Here is an 18,469-nt window from a genome sequence, read left to right as displayed (position 1 = left end):
ATACCAGCACAATTGATAAATACGTTATGTTTTTCATAAGGTTTCAACTGATAAACTAGCACCCATAGATTGAGTTGAGGGCGTTATGCCAGGCAAGCGAAACGGACAAGGGCAGTCACGTCTGCGCACGGAACTGATCGAAAAGTTCCGGCTTGGCGCTTCGAACCCCGATCTGTTCTCCCGCTCCTTGTGCGAATTCATTGCAGATTTCTGCAATGCCCCAATCGCCTATATTTCCTTGATTGATGATACGACGCAGATCATCCAGGCAAGCGTCGGCGCAGATTTGAGAGAGCTGTCGCGCGAGGACAGTATCTGCAATCTGACCATTAAGGGAGACAGTCCCCTCGTAATCCTCAACACCGCAACCGATAACAGAGTGAAGGATCTTCCGATCGTGGCGGGCGATCCTGCGATACGCTTTTACGCCGGCGCACCTTTGAAAACCTTTAGCGGCGAAACGATGGGCGCGCTCTGCATTGCAGACACCCGCGCGAGAGCCGAACTTTCAACCTCGGATACCGCGCGTCTGCAACAGGCCGCGCGCCTGTTGATGAACCACTACGAACAGCGTCGCGAAGGCTTCCCCGGTCAGGCCGCTGCCAGTTTCGTCAATGCGACAGAACTGTCGATGATTTCAGTGGATCGACAGGGCCGTATCCAGTTCGTCAACAATAGCCTGCTCAAATTGTTGGGCTACGAGCGTAGCCAATTGATCGGCAGAGATGTCGAAATCATCATTCCAATGCGGTTTCGTGCCTCCCATCACGAAAGTTTCGGGCGTCTGTCCGACAAGAAGGGCCCGCTTCTCGATGGCAAGACGGTCGAAGTTTTCGCGCGGCGCAGCGATGGAAGCGAGATCCCGATCGAAATTACGCTATCGGCATGGAACGATGCAGGCAGCATGGGCATCGGCGCTATCATAAACGACATTTCGGAACGTCGAGAACGCGACAAGCGTCTCCTGCGCCTCGCCAACCAGGATCCCGTCACCGGCTTCAGTACCCGCCATCGCTTCGATGAACTCATCGATCAGCACTGTCAGACACACAGAGCGGGAACGCTGATGCTGATCGAACTCGATGGTCTGAAGGAAACGGGAGATCGGCTCGGTCAGGACATATTTGATACCCTGCTGCAGAACATTGCTGTGCGCCTGCCGCGCGTGCTGACAAGGGAAAGCGTCATCGCAAGGCTTGGGGAAGAACAGATTGGACTACTCGTCCGGTCTGCACAAACTTCTGATGAAGCGCGGAATCTCGCTCAGGCAGTCATGGAGGAACTCGTCCTTCCATTCGATCTGGGCAATATGCGGCTCAAGCTTGGAGCTGAAATCGGATATGCCCTGCGCCAGGATACGGCGAATGCACGCGAATGGATGGCGAATGCGGATTTCGCGCTTGCCCATGCGCGAAAGATGGGCGGCAACAGCTCAATCGCCTATGAAGGTCATGTCGAACAGACATCGCAGCAGCGCCGCGTTGCCCGTGACGAACTGCTGGAAGCGCTGCGCAAGCAACAATTCGTGCTGCACTACCAGCCACAGGTGCTGCTGGAAACCGGGGAACTATACGGTATCGAAGCCCTGATCCGCTGGCAGCACCCTGAAAAGGGCCCCCTGATGCCCGGGCATTTTTTGCCCGCCCTGGAGCAGAGTGCGCTCAGTCTCGATGTTGGCGCATGGGTGATGAACGAAGCGATCCGTCAACTGGGCACCTGGGTCGCCAAGGGATTGCCACCGATCAAGATGGGCATGAACCTGTTTCCGTCGCAAATGCGGGGCAGCGATCTTCCGGCACAGGTCAGTCGTCTTTCGCATGAGCATGGCGTGGATCCTCGCTGGCTGGAGCTGGAAATCACGGAAACCGCTACGCTGGAAGATGAAAGCAGAGCCTTCGAACTGATCAGCGAACTTCGCGAACTGGGTATTGGCATCGCGTTCGACGATTTCGGCACCGGATATGCCTCGCTCGGCTCGCTCCAGCGCTATCCGATTACGACTCTGAAGATCGACCGTGGCTTTGTGCGCGATCTCCTGACACGCCAGAGAGATTCGGCAATTACACGCGCGCTCATCATGCTGAGCCATGATCTGGGTCTGAAGACGATTGCTGAAGGCGTTGAAACGCTGGAGCAACAAATTGCCCTGCGCTTGATGGGTTGCGATTACGGCCAGGGCTATCTCTACGGAAAAGCGCTTCCCGCGGCAGATATCGAGGCCATGCTTGCCTCACGCGCCAAGCCGCCAAGCAAGCAGGCCCGCCGAAAGACCTGATAGACCCCTCAGACGGAAAACTTCAGTCCAGCAGGGCGCGAAGCTGCACGGCAAGTTCGCGCGCCGTATAGGGCTTTTTCAGCCAGCTTTCGTCAGCCGCAAGTTCTTTTCCAGCCACCTCCGGCTCGGCATAGCCCGATGTAAAGAGAATGCGGATGTCGGGCCATCGCTCACGCACATGTTCCGCCAGCTGATCTCCCGACATTCCGGGCATCGAAATATCCGTAAAGACGAGAGAGATATCGTCGTGCTTTTCAAGCACCTCAAGTGCCTCAATGCCGTTCGATGCCTCATGGACCTTGTAGCCCATGCTTTCCAGCCGCGCCACCGCAACCCGGCGGACACGGGCATCGTCCTCGACCGCCAGAATGACCTCGTCACCGCCTGGATAATCGAGCGCCAGCGGTGACATGTCTTCTGCATGGCCAGACGCAGCGGACCCCTGCGCGGCAGGCAGAAACAGACGAATGCTGGTCCCCTGGCCCGGCTCGCTGTAGATCTGGATGTGTCCGCCAGACTGCCGCACGAAGCCGTAGACCATGCTGAGGCCAAGCCCTGTGCCCGCCCCCATGGTCTTGGTGGTGAAGAATGGCTCGAAGGCGCGTTGCTTCACCTCATCCGTCATGCCAGTCCCGGTATCGGTGACCGACACCAGCACGTAATCGCCTGCGCGAACCTGCGGATACATTTGCGCATAGTCAAAATCCAGATGACTACGGCTCACCTCGATGGTTAGCAAGCCGCCACCCGGCATGGCGTCACGAGCATTGAGAGTGAGGTTCAAAAGCGCGTTCTGCAACTGCGGCCCGTCAACGAGCGCCTCGTTTTCCCCGGCCCGGATAACCGTGCGCAATTCCACTCGATCGCCGATGGTGCGACGGATAAGTTCCGAGAAGCTGGAAATCATCTGCCCGAGATCGGTCAGACGCGGATTGAGCGGCTGGCGGCGGCCGAACGCAAGCAGTTGACCTGTCAACTTTGCACCGTCGTCGGTCGCACCCTGCGCTTCTCGCAGCAGAACTTGCGCCTTGGGATCGCGCACCCGCATTTCCAGCATTTCGAGATTGCCACTGATGATGGTGAGCAGGTTGTTGAAGTCATGCGCCAGACCACCGGTCAGCTGGCCGATGGCTTCCATCTTCTGGGATTGCCGCAGTTCCTCCTCAATCTTGTGTCTGCTCGTCAAGTCTCGGATGAAGCCGGTAAAGATCCGCTTGCCGCTGGAAATCGCCTCTCCGACCGCCAGTTCCATCGGGAAAGTGGAGCCGTCCTTGCGCAGACCCTTGACCACACGACCGAGGCCGATGATGCGGCGCTGTCCGGTCCGCAAGTAATTGCGGATGTAATTGTCATGATTGTCGCGGTCGGGCGTGGGCATCAGCATGCGCACGTTGCGGCCCTCGACCTCATGCGCTTCGTAACCGAAAAGATCTTCCGCAGTGGTACTGAACGAGGTGATGGTGCCCACCTCGTCGATCACCACCATGGCCTCCGGCACGGTTTGCAGGATCGAGCGGAAATGCGCTTCGCGAGCCGCAAGGTTCTCTTGGATTGTAGCGGCTGCGCGAAAATCCTCGTTGAATTGCAGGATGAGATCCTTGCCGTCCTGATCGCGTCCGAACGGTATCCAGCGGCTGAGCACCGAAATCGTATGGCCGTCTTTGTGTCTGTATTCGAGGTTGGATTTCCACGATCCGTAGGCTCGGATCGAAGACGCGATATCCTCAAGCAAAATATCGGACTTCGGCGATAGAAGTTCGGTGACATGCAGTCCGATAACCTCGTCGCGCGTCCATCCGAAGAGCGCAGCACTTCCGGTGCTCCAGTCGCTGATCACGCCTTGGATCGTATGAACGATGAGATTGACCGGATCGAGCAGCGACAACAAACCCGCACTGTTAACCGCGCCGGTGTCCGGGGTTCGAAACTCTGCCATGCTTGCCTGTCAACCTTTCGTCCAATCAGTGAGGCCATACCGCCTGCCGGGTTTTCACGGCAGGATCTCCAACATCCTCATAACTATCGCCATCGCCACACAGCGCAAGCAGTTTTCCAGGCTTGGTCAGGTCGAAGGCATGACGACCGTTCGGCGTGATGATGCCGCGTTGGATAAGTTTGGTAACAGTACGAGACACCGTTTCAATCGTCAGCCCGAGATAATCGGCCATGTCCTGGCGGCTCATGGCCAGTTGAATGGTCTTTGGCATCTGTGTCTGTCCGGATTGGCGCTGACCGAGCATCATCAGGAAGCTGCAAAGACGCTCCTCGGCACTCTTTCGCGAGAGGAGCACCATCTGGTCCTGTGCTGCCGCCATCTCGTCGCACATCAGCGAGAAAAGCTGCGGACGAAGCTCCGGCGAGTTCTCGATCGCATCCTGAAACGCCTTTCGTGTCAGGCGACGAACCTTGACGGGCGTAACCGCTTCCGCACTGTAGAGGTAAACATTCTTGAGCGAAAGACCCACCATATCGCCGGCGTACAGGAAGCCGGTAATGACGCGACGCCCGTCGGCAATGATCTTGAAGATGCGCAATACGCCTTCCGTGATCTCGAAAATATGCTGTGCGCGGTCCCCTTCCCAGAAAAGGCCTTCGCCCATCTCCAGCGTCTCGCGCGGGGAAGTAGAAAACAGCTCATCCATCGTTGCCAATTGCGGCTTCATGGCCGCCATTGCCGCAATTGCTACCTTTGGGTTGGAAGCTGTCGAAAACATGATCTATCCCTCTGTCTTGATGGCCTCAATATGTCGGGCGGCGGTGACAGAAGGATGCCTGTCATGTTACGGTTGGTGAAATCGTGTAACAGTTTGTAACATCATAAAATACCAGTCAGGTCAGCGGGATGGCGATGATGGAGAAGCGTGCGGAACGGATTCTCATCGTGGATGACGATCCGCGTATCCGTCAGATGGTAACACGCTACTTCGAAGACGAAGGCTTCGTCGTGCATGGCGCCGCGGATGGCAATGGCATGCGCAAGGCACTTGCCAATCACACCATTGATCTCATTCTTCTCGATCTGGTGCTACCGCAAAGCGAGGATGGCCTGGCTCTGGCGCGGGAAGTCAGGGCAAGCTCCGATGTGCCGATCGTCATGCTGACGGGCCGAGATGACGTGCTGGACCGGATCATCGGGCTTGAAGTTGGCGCGGACGACTACATTCCAAAACCTTTCCACCTTCGCGAAGTGCTAGCCCGCGTGCGCAGCATCTTGAGAAGGCGCAAGCCGGTGGAAACGGTGCCCAGCAACGTGGACCCCGGCCAGACACTGGAATTCGACGGATGGCGGCTGGAAATCCATCGTCGCCGCCTTCTCAATCCTGACCAGCAGGAAATCGAACTGACGACCGGTGAGTTTGATATGCTGACGGTCATGATCCGCAATGCAGGCCGCGTGCTGACGCGTGAAATGCTGATGGACCAGACCCGGGGTCGGCAATTCGACGCCTATGACCGGGCCATCGATGCCCAGATTGCCCGGCTGCGCAAAAAGATCGAGCCAAATCCGGCTCAACCCACATTCATTCGGTCCGTTCGCGGGGTCGGCTATATTTTCACCGGAGAAAACAACGGCTGAAATATGTGGATGGTCAGGTAGCGGCGGTCTCCCGCAGAACGCTGCCGGTCTTGTAGGCGAGCGCAACAAGGCCATCGTGTACTGCGCGACGAACGCCATCCTCGTCGACAACGGTCGCGATCACCTGCACCGGGACGTCCAAAACCGGTCCTTCCTCGGTCTGCGTCACCCTGGTCACGCATAAGGCCTTGAGATTACCCCTGCCATTGGCACAAACAATCAATCTTTCGGTATGGTCGGGCCGATCGTGACCACTAATGATCGCTTCGCAGAACCGTCTCCAGTGATCCAGGTCTGTCGTAATCGCGGCAGCCGTGGCAAGTGGAAATGCGCGATCGATTTCCGGGACCGTCATGTCGGCAACTTGATAGGCGAGATTCATGATCGATCCTCCAAGGGACAATGCCCCTTCATCTCCGCACACCAGAAAATGCTTGTACGCTGATCCATGAAATAGCGCGGACCCGCGCAACATGCTTTGCGCAGAATCAACTGGACCAGATCTGCCAATTAAAAAAGCTGGAGAACAGGGGTCAGTAGCAGGCGACCGGTTTCGGCGTCCGCAATGCCGAGATCAGTCTGGTGTGGACCTGCGTTGCATGCAAGCGTTGCACCAAAACAGGCTTTGAACACCAGATAGGGCGGCTGCCATTCGACAATCCTATCCATGGCTTGGCGAATTGCGGTAAATTGGCATGCGACTTCACCGAGATGGATAGGTGACACGAGTCCACCGAGTGGAAGCGGAAGCAGCGCCTGCACCGCGCCGCCTGTAACGACTGCAAGACCACCACCGGCATCGATGACAGCATTGGCCGCAAGGGCCATATCGACAGGATCCCGCCCGAAAACCGTCAGATTGTGACTATCGTGAGAGACGGTGGATGCAAAGGCGCCCCGCCAATCCCCCCAACCGGTAAGGAAGCCTGTGCGTACGATTGGTTCTGCAAAACCGTGACGGTGAACGACAGAGATGAGCGTCGTTCCTGCGGGGGGAATGATAAAGCCGTCTACCACGTCAGCGGTCGCTTGCCCCCATCGCGTGAAGCGTGGGCAATCTATCGTGGCGATCTTCGCCTGCCGGACATTGGCACTATCGACCGCGACCCGGAAATCAGTCGGCGAAAGCGCTCCGAGCCTAACGGTTCCTTGCAGAATATCGCTCGATGTCTCTGGAGCAGGCCGAAGCAGTGCACCACCGGCGGCAACTTCGCGACCGGAAACGAAAACCCGACGCGCCTCGAAGCTTGCTAGATCTTCGAATAGCACGAGATCGGCGCGGCGACCCGGTGCAATAACGCCAAGATCCTGCCTTTCGAGTCGGCGTGCAGCATTGATTGTTGCCGCCTGCAGCGCCCATTCCGGTCTCATACCATAGCGGACCAGCCGCCGCACGACGTCGTCCAGTCCGCCGTCCTGGTAAAGATCGTCGGGAAAGACGTCGTCCGTACAAAGCGTTACGGTTTGTGGCAAATGCCCCAGCTGATTGAGGGCGACAACGAATTCCGGTAACAGATGGTCATGACTTCCCCTAAGCTCGATCGTCAGGCCAGCTCGAAGTTTTTCCAGAAGGTCATCGGCGGAAACGAGTTCGTGGTCAGACGAGACGCCTGCCGTAACAAACGCCTGAAGATCTGGTCCGGACAGGCCGCGCGCATGGCCGCACACAAGCTTGCGCGTTGCCAACCCCGCTTGGATTATCCCCTCCATGCGGGCATCGCCTTCGATGATGCCGCGCATGTTCATCATTTCGGCGATACCGGCGATTTCCTGCCGGGCGAGAAGATCCTCCAGCACGGTCGCGTCAAAGTCGGCGCCTGCCCGTTCCAGTCCCGGCGCGGATGGTACGGACGATGGTGCAAGCAGCATGACACGAAGCGGAAGATCGATCACCGCATCTGCTGCCCAGTTTACACCGGCCATCCCCACAACATTGCCGAACTCATGAGGATCCCAGACCACTGTGGTCACCCCCCTTGGCACGACGGCCTGGGCATAGGTAGCCGGTGTCACCATCGAGCTTTCGATGTGCATATGCGTATCGATCAGGCCCGGAGCGATGAAGGTTCCCGTGGCATTGACAACGGAAGCAGCGTTTTCGAAGCGACCCGATTCATGGACGCTTGCGATCAGAGGACCGACAAGCCCTACATCCGCTCGCCTTCTCTCACCTGTGATCACGTCGAGAACCGTACCGCCTTTCAGCAAATAATCGAACGGCACCTCTCCGCGCGCAGCCTGCACCGCCCTGCGACGCAGTTCCGGCAGGTTGAGATCCATCAGTTCAAACGAGCGGGTCATCGGCTGGCTTCGGCTTTCAGAACTTGTAAAATGAGATTACGCGCGGCATCGACATTGATGTCCTGCGCAAAAAAGGCATTGAAGGGTGACCGGCCGGTGCGGGTCTCGATCACGGTGCGGCCACGGGTGTGGATGCCGGAAAGCTCGACATCAAGCCGGGCCTCTCGCCAGGACACAAGCTCCGGCCGCGTGAAGGCAACGGCTGCAACGGCATCGTAGAGCGACATGGCGCTGCGCCCTCGACTGATTGCAATGTTGATAAAGCCTTCCAAAAGGTCTGCAAGCAGCCTGGCACTTTTGCCGCCCGCGTGGCGGATGGGCAGAATATCGGACGGGCAGGCCAGCACCTTGCGGCAAAGATCGAGATCAACCATCCTGATCGGTACATTCTGGGCAAGCAGGATGGCCAGCGCTTCCGGATCGGCGAGCGCGTTGAATTCTGCAGAAGCAGTATGGTTGCCGGTTGTCAGTCCCCCACCCATCCAGACAAGCTCTTCAATGCGGCACGCCAGTCCGGGCCGGGCAAGAACGAGTGCAGCGAGATTAGTCAGTGGGCCAAGCGCAAGAATGCGTCGGCTTTCGCCCGATTGAAGATAGCCGGATAAGGCATCGAAAGCGGAGGGCGTGTCAGCAAGGGTCAATCCCATCGGCAGATGCAGCCCCGTTGACGGCATTCCTGCGGTTCCTAGAATACTCTGCGCCGTTTCAAGAACGCTCAGAACAGGCAGTGCCCGACCGCAATGAATGGGAAAGCGCCAGTCAAAGACATGAGCGGCGCCAGCAGCATTCTTTTCCACATTCTCCAGCGGTGCATTGCCGAAAACCAGCGATACGCCATCGATGGCCTCCGTGCTGTGACAGACGACCAGCAAAGCAACGATATCGTCGAAACCCATATCGGTGTCTATCCACACACCCATTCAGGCCGCTCCCGGCATGGCTGGTTGTGAACGTGACGCAAAAAGGCCGCGCACGATGACACGGAAAAGACCTGATGCCATGTACATCGCGCGCGACGACCGGACGAACTCCGCCGCTTCCGGAGTAGGACCGGCAATGCGGGACAGGCCGCGAACCTGGCCAGTTGTGTTTCGGGGGTTTCTAGATGCTACTTTACGGCGATACAGCACAACCAAGGCTAAAATACGACGGCACAGACGCGGCCCGAGAAGATCTTTCATGGCTGCGTCTCCGCAGATCTCGCTTCGCCGGACGATGATCGAATGACCAGCGCCATTGGAACGCGATCCACTTTTGCCTTTACGGTTCCGCTCTCCGTTCGCTCTGCCTGGTCTGGGCGTTCGATCGACTTGACCAGTGCCTCGACGGCAAGCCGCCCTATCTCGGCCATGTCTGCCCGCATTGTCGTCAGCCCCGGCGTTATGGCAGAAGACCAAATCAGATCGTCGAAGCCTGTGACGCTGACACGGTCCGGCACACTGAAACCCGCACCCTGAAGTTCGGTAAGCGCTCTCAGCGCCGTAAGATCGGACAATGTCGCAACGGCCGTGACACCCCGTGCGATGTAGTCTGCAAGACCGAGAGAACCGACTGACCCATCCTGTTCGGCAATATCGTCCGTGAAGATCAGTTCGACGCGCGCCCTCTCGCCCAATCCCTGCTTCACCCCTTCGATTCGGTCGGCCTGAACGATCGAGCGGGAACTCATCGCCACGATCAAAACATGTCGATGCCCCAACTCGGCGAGATAGGCGCCCATTTTTACACCACCGTCGCGATGATCCGCAGAGACGGTGTTACCCGGTGTGGAAGGAGAATCGATCATGGCGAGCGGCCGCCTGATATCGGTGACGCGGGTGCCCCGGCGTGGAATGACCAGCATGCCATCCACGCCCCGCTCCATGAGCCGACTGATTGCCTCTGATTGTCCCTCCGAACTGCCACGCGCATCGCCGATCAGGACGCCATAGCCTCTGGTCGATGCAGCCTGCTCGATTGCCTGTGCGATCTGGGGAAAGAGCGGATTGGAAATATCCGGTAGCACGAGCCCAAGAACGCCGCTGCGGCCTGTTCTCAGCGCCCGTCCGGCACTGCTGGGCACATAGCCGATTTCGCGAGCCTTGTCGCGGATCCGCTGTGCTAGATCCGGCGAAATCCTGCCCTTTCCGGAGAGCGCGTTCGATACTGTCGCAACAGAGACGTTAAAGGTTTCAGCCAGCAGCGTAAGTTTGGGCTTGGGCTTCATATTGCACCAGTTATAGATTAATCGTTTAAGCGGATAATGAGAATTGCTAAAACTGTCCAGCCTCTTGTGACAGAGACTTCTATTCTTCCTAAAGCCGTGAGGGTGTCAGAGGCAATCGGCTTCTCAACCTCAGTAGGCTCAAAACGCTTCCTTATAGCAGTGGTCGGGTTGCGGGACAGGAAGGAAATTGGCGGGCCACAGGGGTGTGACCGGTGCAGTTTTCCATGATTGGCAAGCTTTTTGCAGGATTATTCCTTGCCAGGACTTAGCCTCTTCTGGCAGGAATTCGGGAATGTAAAGAGGTGTGGGACACTCGTCCAACTGAGGAACGAGAGAAATGTCCGCAGGAGACCTTAAATGAGCGCACTGCATCCCTTGCAAAACGATAGCCGCCGGGGAGCACCTGCCCGGATGGAACCGCTTGCAAAATTGCCGGTCTTCCTGGACCTGAACGACAGACGTGTCGTGTTGGCGGGTGGCTCCGAGGGTGCGGCCTGGAAAGCCGAACTTCTGGTCGCCTGTGGCGCGCGGGTCGATCTCTACTGTCCGGCCGATGAGCTTTCAGACACGTTTCGCCAGTTGCTGACCAATGAGGCAGCGTTGGAGCAGCCTCGCCTTGTCCATCATGACAGGCCATGGTCGATCACCTCATTCGAGGGAGCGGCGATCGCGCTTGGCGATTGCGAGACGGATGAGGAAGCTAAGGCGTTCTACTGCGCGGCCAAAGCGGCGCGTGTTCCGGTCAACGTTATCGATAAGCCTGCCTTCTGCGAGTTCCAGTTCGGCTCCATCGTCAACCGGTCTCCGGTCATCATCGGCATTTCGACCGATGGTGCGGCGCCCATTCTGGGTCAGGCGATCCGTCGCCGTATCGAGACCCTGCTTCCGCCGACGCTGAAAAGCTGGGCGGAAATCGCGCAGTCCATTCGCGGCGCAGTCAACGAGCGGCTGAACCCCGGAACCGAGCGGCGCACCTTCTGGGAACGCTTCGTAGACCGCGTGTTCCGCGAAAAGCCTGCTGAAAATATAGGCGATACGCTCGTTCGTGAAGCGGAGGCCATTGCACGTGCAAGCGAAACGGACACGAGCACTGGCAAGGTGACCTTGGTTGGCGCAGGCCCTGGCGATGCGGAGCTTCTGACATTAAAGGCGGTGCGCGCACTTCAATCGGCGGATGTCATCCTGTTCGACGATCTCGTGTCATCTGATGTGCTGGAACTGGCAAGGCGCGAAGCAAAGCGCATGCTGGTCGGCAAACGCGGTGGCCGTGAAAGCTGCAAGCAGGAAGACATCAACGCCACGATGGTTGCCCTTGCCAAATCCGGCAAGCGCGTCGTGCGCCTGAAATCCGGCGACCCGATGATCTTCGGGCGTGCGGGCGAAGAAATCGAAAGCCTGGAACGGGAAAACATTCCGGTTGAGATCGTTCCCGGCATCACCTCCGCCACGGCCATGGCGGCGCGTCTCGGCGTGTCCCTTACGCATCGCGATCATGCGCAGTCTGTGCGTTTCGTGACCGGCCATTCGCGGAAAGGAGAGTTGCCCACAGATCTCGACTGGTCAAAGCTAGCGGACCCGTCCGTGACCACGATTTTCTATATGGGCGGACGTACAGCAAAAGCCATCACGGATAAACTGACAGGCTTCGGCATGAGCCCGTCGACACCAGCCGTTATCCTCAGTTCGATTGCGCGTGACGACGAACAGCGCTGGGTGGGAATGCTGTCCGATATGCCACAGGCCATGGGCGAAATCGGCTATCACAACCCGGTCCTGATCGGCATCGGCGATGCATTCATCAAGGCGAAGCGCGCCGATAGTGAAAGGTCAGAGACCGACACCATCGCAACGTTTGGAACCATCACAGGGTAGCGCTGCCTGTCGACAGCTCTCCCTAAATTGACTTCGGCCTTACGCGTCTGAGTGCATCCGTCACATCCTGAACAAGCGGTAGCTCATCCAGGTCTTCAAGCATAACCGACAGGCGCGTGCGCCAGTTCGGATGGCTGGTACTGGTGCCCGGAATATTGGTCGGTTGCGGCTCCTTCGTCAGGTCAGCGAGACGCACAGAGAAGAGAAGGCTCGGGCTTTGCGCCAGAAGCGTATGCAGATCGATGATGAACCGGTCCAGTTCTTGCGGATCGAGCTTCGAACCCTGCGGATCCGGCGCCTTAAAACCTGCGCTTTCCAGAAGTTCGCATATCTCGCGCCGTTCCTGCTTGCGCAGGTCCAGATCCTTCTGCGCCAGTGCCGCCGGTACCAGATCATGGTCTATCCGGGCCTGAACGTCGGCACCTTTCCACCAGCCTTCGAGCGTCTGGTGATCATGGGTCGAGACACAGGCGAGCGCGAGTTCAGGATAGTCTTCCGCTGGAATGAAACCGTCGTCATCCTTTTCGTAGGAAAAGATCCGGTAGGAGAGGATATTGGCGTCCTGCAAATCCTCCTTCAGGCCCTCGGGAAGATTTCCAAGATCCTCCCCGATGACGATGGACCGGTGCGCATGAGAGGCTTCCTGCAGAACCTTGATGAGATCTGCATTGGGATAGTCCACATAGGCCCCGTCCGCAGGTGTTCCATCAAAGGGGACCAGAAACAACCGGCTGAGCGCAGCCGCGTGATCGATGCGTATCGCCCCCGCATAGCGCATGGCTGAGTCGATCATGGACCGATAGGGTGAAGGCTCGCCATCCGCGATCCGGTTGGGCAGATAGGCAGCAAGTCGCCAGTCCTGCCCTGTGATAGCCCAAGGGTCAGGCGGACCCCCAACGCTCGCGGAGGCGACATAAACGTCCCGCTCGCTCCAGGTTGCGGATCCATCAAGGGCTTCACCGACTGCAAGATCAAGATAAAGCCCAATCCGAAGGCCTGCGTGACGGGCAGCGTAGGCAGCTTCCTCCAACTGCAAATGCGCGATCCATTGCAGCCAGATGTAAAACTCCGTTTCCGACAGGCGAGACTGGGCAAACTCACGAACCGCTGCGTTCTGCGGATGCTGAAGTTCCTCCGGCCAGTCGCGCCAGCCTGCTGAACCACCAGTGCACACCTGCTCCGCGGAAATCACCTCGAAAAGCGCATGGAGGCGCAGGCTTTCACCACCCGCCAGTTCGAACTGCTCGAATTCTGATGCATCGAGCAGGCTGGTCTTGATGTTACCCCCACGCCAGTCCCGCCAATAGCGACGCAGGGCGGTCATCTTGAGGTCGGCAACCTTCCTGTAATCCACAAGGTCAGCGGATCTCAAAGCGGCGATGGCATCCATCTCTTCCGCAGATCCCGTCCAACCTTCCACTCTGTCCACGGCAATATAAAGCGGATTGAGCCAGTGTTTGTTGGACGGCTCATAGGGACTGCATCGGGCGGGGTCCGCAAGGAACGGAGCATGGAGCGGGTTGAGGCCGACGAAATCGGCTCCCCAATCACCTGCCATGGCACAAAGCTCCGACAGATCGGCGAAATCACCGATCCCCCAGTTGCGAGACGACCGAAGCTCGTAGAGCTGAATGGAAATACCCCAGACCGGAGCATCCCTCAAGAAATCGGGCAGAAAGCACCCGCTTCCGTCCCGTGTTTCGGCTTCGATATCCACCTTCAGCGCCGCGAGAAGTTTGCGTTTCGTCTCGTCGCTGACAGGAACCTCCGTTCCATCCGGCTCAGGCCGTGTGGGCGCGATACCATGACTTTGCGCCAGGGCATCAAGTTCTGGATCAGCAGGTGCTTTCGGTTGGCGCAATTGCTTCTCGTCAGGCATCCGACACACTCCAAACGACCGACCAGGGACCGGCTCTGCCACCGGATATTGCGCCGAACTGGAAGATCATGTCACCTTCCGGTGCGAACGGAACAGCCTCGTCAGCGAGATTGGCCATGAGCGTCAACTGTCTGGCGCCAAAATCCCAGCGAACAAAGACCGCTGACCCACGGTTCTCATAGGCGGCTGGTGCCGTGCTTCCGCTCGCCAGAAGTGGCACCACGATCCGATGACGGACATTGAGGATATTGCGATAGAAAGCCGTGATCTCGCGGGACACGGAGGACGAAAGATCTGCCCAATCGAGCTTCGCCATCTCGAATGTTTCCCGAGCTGTCGGATCCGGCAGATCGTCTGCGTCGAAGCCGGGCAAGCGGGATAGCTCTTCCCGTCTCCCTTTGCGCACCTTCTCGTTCAGCTCTTCATTGAAATCGCAAAAGAACGGAAACGGTTGTTTCGCGCCGAACTCTTCTCCCATGAACAACATGGGCAGTTGCGGCGACAGGAGATAGCAAACGGCCAGAGCTTTCATCCTGTCGAGCGGTTGCGAGGCAATCATCCGGTCACCCAGTGCCCGATTGCCGATCTGGTCATGGTTCTGCATGAACGAGATGAAGGCGGTCGGCGGAAGGTGAGCGCTGGGCTTGCCCCTCGCCTCGCCCCGATATTCCATCATCTCACCCTGGTAGACGAAGCCCTCCGCCAGGGCTTTGCCGAGTTTTGCGGGATCATCCGCAAAGTCCTTGTAGTAGCCGAAGGTCTCGCCGGTTCCGGCAATATGCAGAACGTGATGGATATCGTCATTCCACTGTGCGGTGAAATACATCGGCCGGCCATCCGCATCCCGTTCCAGTAGATCGCTGTCATTGTTCTCGTTTTCGACCACGAGATGGACGTGGCGGTCGCCCGCCTCTGCCCTGACCCGCCGCGCAAGTTCCTTGAGAAGATGCTCTTCACTGTCGTCCTTGATGGCATGGACCGCATCGAGCCGCAGCCCATCGAAACGGAAGTCCCGGACCCAATAGATGGCGTTCTCGATCATGAAGCTGCGTACAGCCTCGCTGTGCTCGGCATCGAAATTGATGCCATTGCCCCATGGCGTCTTGTGGTGATCGGTGAAAATGGGCGCGTAGGCGGGCAGGTAATTCCCGTCCGGCCCGAAGTGATTGTAGACGACATCGAGAAAGACGCAGAGCCCGCGCTCGTGCGCCGCGTCGATCAGCGCCATCAGATCGTCTGGCCGACCATAGCTGCTTTCCGGGGCATAGGGCATGACACCATCATAACCCCAGCCATAATTCCCTGGAAAATCAGCAATCGGCATGATTTGCAGCGCGGTAATGCCAAGACCCGCCAGATGGTCAAGCTTGTCGATCGCTGCCTTGAATGTACCTTCAGCCGTGAAAGCGCCGATATGCATTTCGTAGAAGACCAGTTCTTCGACCGGCCGGCCCTTCCATGAGCGGGCACGCCAGCCATAGGCCGAGTGGTCGATGACTTCACTCACGCCATGAACGTCATCCGGCTGGAAGCGTGAGGCGGGGTCCGGCACTTGCAGGCCATCCGGCAGCAGGAAAGCGTACCGCGTGCCAGCGCCAGCGCCCACCACGGTGCAGGAGAACCATCCATTCTTGACCGGCTCCATTTCGACAGGAGCATCGCCTTCGATAACGAGCTGCACGGTTTGCGATTGCGGCGACCAGAAGCGAAACTCGGTTTCGGTGGAACGGAGGATCGGACCGAATGTGAACTCTGTCAAAGCTATGACCTTTTGCGCGAGGGGAAGCCACGCGTTAACTCCCCTTGGGCGCAAAAGGTTTCCGCAGCGAGGACGGGATCAGGCAGTTTTCAGTGTGACCGTAAAAGACTGCCCGCCGAGCTTGGTCGTAAAGTGTGACGGCTTCTCGATCACTGGCGCACCGCTTAGCGTTCCCGTGGTCAGAACCTGGCCCTTCTTGAGGTGTCCGCCCATTGGCAGGCCCTCGTTGGCGCAGCGGACCACGCTTTTCAGAACGTCGCCATCTGGATGAACCGCAGCGCCATCGAACAGCACGCGCCCTTCGTTCTCCAGACGCAGATGGCCAAGATCGGCACCTTCGTCGAGAAGCGCGCGATCCAGCTCAGGACCGACCAGATAGCCGACATTGCTCATGCAATCCGCCAGCAGCAGGCCAAGCGAACTGCCCGCCCCGCCGACATAACGGGTGCGAACCAGTTCGACGCCGATATGCACGCTTTCGATCGCCTCCAGCACCTCGCCGCGGCTATAGCCTCCGGATCGAACCGGCAAATCTTGCCCCAGCACCAGCGCCAGCTCGACCTCGACCTTGATCTCGTTCTCGAAGCCTAACTCCGGCTGACGGGACACGAACAGCAGAGGTGCGCCAATCAGAACGCCTTCGCGGATCGAAAACTTGTAGCCGCCGACCTTGCCCCCCAAAGCCGAGATAACAGCGCTTTGAACAACGTAGGAATCGCCAGCCTCCGGTTCGGTCAGACAATCCTTCTCGACGACCGAGCCGGAACGGATCGCGTTTACGAGGCGATCAACAAGCATGGAATATTGCGAAACAGGCGTCTGGTTCATGGATCGTCCTCCCGAAACGTCCCATTGCTCGTCGCATGTCCACTCTCACCGGGCAATACAAAAGACGCGCCCTCCGTTACGGTCGGATGAAGAAAAAAGACCGCAGAAGACGAACTTCTGCGGCCTGCACAGTCGAGGTTGGAAGGGTTCAGCGCTCGGCAGCAGACTGATGTTCTGAACTGTCTAGAATTCGGCTCAGCGTCAGCGCCGCGAAGGTGCAGATCGCGCCCGAAATCAGGTAGCCACCGATGAAAATGATGCCGAATTCCGATGCGAGACCCAGCGCGACAAGCGGGGCGAAACCAGCACCGACCAACCAGGCAAGGTCGGATGTCAGGGCCGAGCCCGTGTAACGGTAACGCAGGGAGAAACGCGAAGAGACAGCTCCGGATGCCTGACCAAAGGAGAGGCCAAGGATCGCAAAGCCGAGAATAATGAAGGCGTCCTGGCCCTTCCCGCCAGCTTCCAGCAGGAAGGGAGCCGAGAAGCTGAAGATTGCGATGAGGACCGCACCGATCATCAACTGGCGACGGCGGCCGATCCGGTCCGCAATGGCGCCTGAAATGACAACGGAACCGATACCAACGAGAGCCCCAAGGATCTGCACGAACAGGAACTCACCCGCAGACTGACCACCGCGAAGGAAAACCCAGGTGAGCGGGAAGATGGTGACCAGATGGAACATGGCAAAGCTGGCCAGCGGCGCAAAGGCACCCAGGAGGACATCACGGCCATGAACACGCAGTGTTTCCAGAACCGGGCTGGGACGCAGTTCATGATTTTCGAACAATTCTCCGAACTCGCGGCTGGCAACGATGCGTAGGCGGGCAAAAAGCGCGACCACGTTGATTGCGAAAGCCACGAAGAAAGGATAGCGCCAACCCCAGGACAGGAAATCTGCATCCGACAAGCTGGTGTAGAAGTAGCCAAACAGAGCACTGGCAAGGGCAAAGCCGATCGGTGCGCCGAGCTGCGGTACCATCGCCCACCAGCCGCGCTCGGTTTTCGGCGCGTTGAGAGCAAGAAGTGAAGCCATGCCATCCCAGGCGCCGCCCAGGGCAAAGCCTTGGCCGAGACGGAACAGGGCCAGAAGCGCCACGGCCCAGACGCCGATCGATTCATATCCGGGCAGGAACGCCATGGAGGCAGTGGAGCCGCCGAGAATGAAAAGTGCGATCGTCAGCTTCATGCCGCGCCCATAGGTACGGTCAACCCACATAAAGACGAGTGAACCGACCGGACGTGCGAGGAAGGCCAGAGAAAAGACGGCGAAGGAATAGAGCGTTGCAGTTACCGGATCGGTCGCGAAAGAAAAGATAAGGCGAGGGAAAACAAGAACGGATGCGAGGCCGTACACGAAGAAATCGAAGAATTCCGACATGCGGCCGATGATCACTCCGATGGCAATGCTGCCGGGCGACAGCGGCTTATCATCGTGCATCTGGCGCGCGTCCCGCTCGAAATGGGCTGATGTCGGATGACTGGCTACGGACATGAATGCACTCCTCTAATGCGGCGAATAGTCGCCTCCCCAACAGTGAGGATGATACATATTTGCCGCATATCAAGTGCGGATTGTCGTAAACCGCAAATTTGTGCGATAAGTGCGCTTTCTTCGCGCAACTTCAGGGCTATTTCTCTGCTTGCACACAGAGAATTGAGTTCTGAACTAACCTTTGCACGGTAAGTAGAGGGTATTGCGCATTGAACCACAGACGTTTATTGCGCCGCACTAAAATATTTTTGCACTGCGACGAAAGACCTCATAGGGA

14 protein-coding genes are annotated in these 18,469 nt (G+C 58.0%); 3 read left to right on the top strand and 11 right to left on the bottom strand.

Features of this window, described 5'->3' with window-relative positions; all coding sequences use genetic code 11:
• The first annotated feature begins 85 nt into the window (after positions 1 to 85).
• On the top strand, positions 86 to 2,275 hold the full coding sequence (locus MUU53_RS13360; RefSeq protein ID WP_247261329.1) for a putative bifunctional diguanylate cyclase/phosphodiesterase: 2,190 nt from the start codon (positions 86 to 88) through the stop codon (positions 2,273 to 2,275).
• Positions 2,276 to 2,297: 22 nt separating this feature from the next.
• On the opposite strand, the gene MUU53_RS13355 is transcribed toward MUU53_RS13360, so the two are convergent.
• Positions 2,298 to 4,211 (bottom strand): hybrid sensor histidine kinase/response regulator, encoded by a 1,914-nt coding sequence (locus MUU53_RS13355; RefSeq protein ID WP_247261328.1) that lies wholly within the window; start codon positions 4,209 to 4,211, stop codon positions 2,298 to 2,300.
• 25 nt (positions 4,212 to 4,236) lie between these two features.
• Entirely contained in the window at positions 4,237 to 4,989 is a 753-nt protein-coding gene (locus MUU53_RS13350; protein ID WP_343229113.1) for a Crp/Fnr family transcriptional regulator, read from the bottom strand.
• 128 nt (positions 4,990 to 5,117) lie between these two features.
• Between MUU53_RS13350 and MUU53_RS13345 the strand changes: the two genes are divergently transcribed.
• Complete coding sequence (locus tag MUU53_RS13345) at positions 5,118 to 5,852, top strand: response regulator (RefSeq protein ID WP_247261327.1); 735 nt, start codon at positions 5,118 to 5,120, stop codon at positions 5,850 to 5,852.
• Between the two features lie 13 nt (positions 5,853 to 5,865).
• On the opposite strand, the gene MUU53_RS13340 is transcribed toward MUU53_RS13345, so the two are convergent.
• The 5 genes from MUU53_RS13340 to MUU53_RS13320 form a co-directional block, all read right to left on the bottom strand.
• Positions 5,866 to 6,234 (bottom strand): hypothetical protein, encoded by a 369-nt coding sequence (locus tag MUU53_RS13340; protein ID WP_247261326.1) that lies wholly within the window; start codon positions 6,232 to 6,234, stop codon positions 5,866 to 5,868.
• 128 nt (positions 6,235 to 6,362) lie between these two features.
• Positions 6,363 to 8,153 carry an adenine deaminase gene (locus MUU53_RS13335; RefSeq protein ID WP_247261325.1) on the bottom strand — a complete coding sequence of 597 codons (1,791 nt, stop codon included), beginning with the start codon at positions 8,151 to 8,153 and terminating at the stop codon, positions 6,363 to 6,365.
• Positions 8,150 to 9,073, bottom strand: a complete 924-nt coding sequence (locus MUU53_RS13330; RefSeq protein ID WP_247261324.1) for a nucleoside hydrolase — start codon at positions 9,071 to 9,073, stop codon at positions 8,150 to 8,152. The genes MUU53_RS13335 and MUU53_RS13330 overlap by 4 nt, the downstream gene beginning before the upstream one ends.
• The gene (locus MUU53_RS13325; RefSeq protein ID WP_247261323.1) at positions 9,074 to 9,334 is read right to left on the bottom strand and encodes a hypothetical protein; all 261 of its coding nucleotides are present in this window, start codon (positions 9,332 to 9,334) and stop codon (positions 9,074 to 9,076) included.
• The gene (locus tag MUU53_RS13320) at positions 9,331 to 10,359 is read right to left on the bottom strand and encodes a LacI family DNA-binding transcriptional regulator (protein ID WP_247261322.1); all 1,029 of its coding nucleotides are present in this window, start codon (positions 10,357 to 10,359) and stop codon (positions 9,331 to 9,333) included. The genes MUU53_RS13325 and MUU53_RS13320 overlap by 4 nt, the downstream gene beginning before the upstream one ends.
• A gap of 357 nt (positions 10,360 to 10,716) precedes the next feature.
• Between MUU53_RS13320 and cysG the strand changes: the two genes are divergently transcribed.
• Entirely contained in the window at positions 10,717 to 12,231 is a 1,515-nt protein-coding gene (cysG, locus tag MUU53_RS13315) for a siroheme synthase CysG (RefSeq protein WP_247261321.1), read from the top strand.
• Positions 12,232 to 12,253: 22 nt separating this feature from the next.
• Here the strand turns inward: cysG and malQ are convergent, their stop codons facing one another.
• The 4 genes from malQ to MUU53_RS13295 all read right to left on the bottom strand — a co-directional run bounded on the left by malQ (position 12,254) and on the right by MUU53_RS13295 (position 18,192).
• Positions 12,254 to 14,110: a 4-alpha-glucanotransferase gene (gene malQ / locus MUU53_RS13310; protein ID WP_247261320.1), complete on the bottom strand. Its 1,857-nt coding sequence runs from the start codon at positions 14,108 to 14,110 to the stop codon at positions 12,254 to 12,256.
• Positions 14,103 to 15,869, bottom strand: a complete 1,767-nt coding sequence (gene treZ, locus MUU53_RS13305) for a malto-oligosyltrehalose trehalohydrolase (RefSeq protein WP_247261319.1) — start codon at positions 15,867 to 15,869, stop codon at positions 14,103 to 14,105. The genes malQ and treZ overlap by 8 nt, the downstream gene beginning before the upstream one ends.
• Positions 15,870 to 15,947: 78 nt before the next feature.
• Positions 15,948 to 16,697, bottom strand: a complete 750-nt coding sequence (locus MUU53_RS13300) for a hypothetical protein (protein ID WP_247261318.1) — start codon at positions 16,695 to 16,697, stop codon at positions 15,948 to 15,950.
• Between the two features lie 148 nt (positions 16,698 to 16,845).
• The gene (locus MUU53_RS13295; protein WP_247261317.1) at positions 16,846 to 18,192 is read right to left on the bottom strand and encodes an MFS transporter; all 1,347 of its coding nucleotides are present in this window, start codon (positions 18,190 to 18,192) and stop codon (positions 16,846 to 16,848) included.
• Between the last annotated feature and the right edge of the window lie 277 nt (positions 18,193 to 18,469).

The organism is Affinirhizobium lemnae, assembly GCF_022968395.1.
GTDB classification, from domain to species: domain Bacteria; phylum Pseudomonadota; class Alphaproteobacteria; order Rhizobiales; family Rhizobiaceae; genus Neorhizobium; species Neorhizobium lemnae.
Note: the sequence above shows the minus strand (reverse complement) of the source record. Positions and strands in the feature narration are given on the sequence as shown.

Excerpts from the sequence above, each read along its gene's own strand:
- MUU53_RS13295 (WP_247261317.1), bottom strand. The coding sequence starts at position 18,192 with ATGTCCGTAGCCAGTCATCCGACATCAGCCCATTTCGAGCGGGACGCG.
- MUU53_RS13355 (WP_247261328.1), bottom strand. The coding sequence starts at position 4,211 with ATGGCAGAGTTTCGAACCCCGGACACCGGCGCGGTTAACAGTGCGGGT.
- MUU53_RS13300 (WP_247261318.1), bottom strand. The coding sequence starts at position 16,697 with ATGAACCAGACGCCTGTTTCGCAATATTCCATGCTTGTTGATCGCCTC.
- MUU53_RS13320 (WP_247261322.1), bottom strand. The coding sequence starts at position 10,359 with ATGAAGCCCAAGCCCAAACTTACGCTGCTGGCTGAAACCTTTAACGTC.
- MUU53_RS13325 (WP_247261323.1), bottom strand. The coding sequence starts at position 9,334 with ATGAAAGATCTTCTCGGGCCGCGTCTGTGCCGTCGTATTTTAGCCTTG.
- MUU53_RS13335 (WP_247261325.1), bottom strand. The coding sequence starts at position 8,153 with ATGACCCGCTCGTTTGAACTGATGGATCTCAACCTGCCGGAACTGCGT.
- MUU53_RS13340 (WP_247261326.1), bottom strand. The coding sequence starts at position 6,234 with ATGAATCTCGCCTATCAAGTTGCCGACATGACGGTCCCGGAAATCGAT.
- MUU53_RS13360 (WP_247261329.1), top strand. The coding sequence starts at position 86 with ATGCCAGGCAAGCGAAACGGACAAGGGCAGTCACGTCTGCGCACGGAA.
- cysG (WP_247261321.1), top strand. The coding sequence starts at position 10,717 with ATGAGCGCACTGCATCCCTTGCAAAACGATAGCCGCCGGGGAGCACCT.
- MUU53_RS13330 (WP_247261324.1), bottom strand. The coding sequence starts at position 9,073 with ATGGGTGTGTGGATAGACACCGATATGGGTTTCGACGATATCGTTGCT.
- MUU53_RS13350 (WP_343229113.1), bottom strand. The coding sequence starts at position 4,989 with ATGTTTTCGACAGCTTCCAACCCAAAGGTAGCAATTGCGGCAATGGCG.
- MUU53_RS13345 (WP_247261327.1), top strand. The coding sequence starts at position 5,118 with ATGGCGATGATGGAGAAGCGTGCGGAACGGATTCTCATCGTGGATGAC.
- malQ (WP_247261320.1), bottom strand. The coding sequence starts at position 14,110 with ATGCCTGACGAGAAGCAATTGCGCCAACCGAAAGCACCTGCTGATCCA.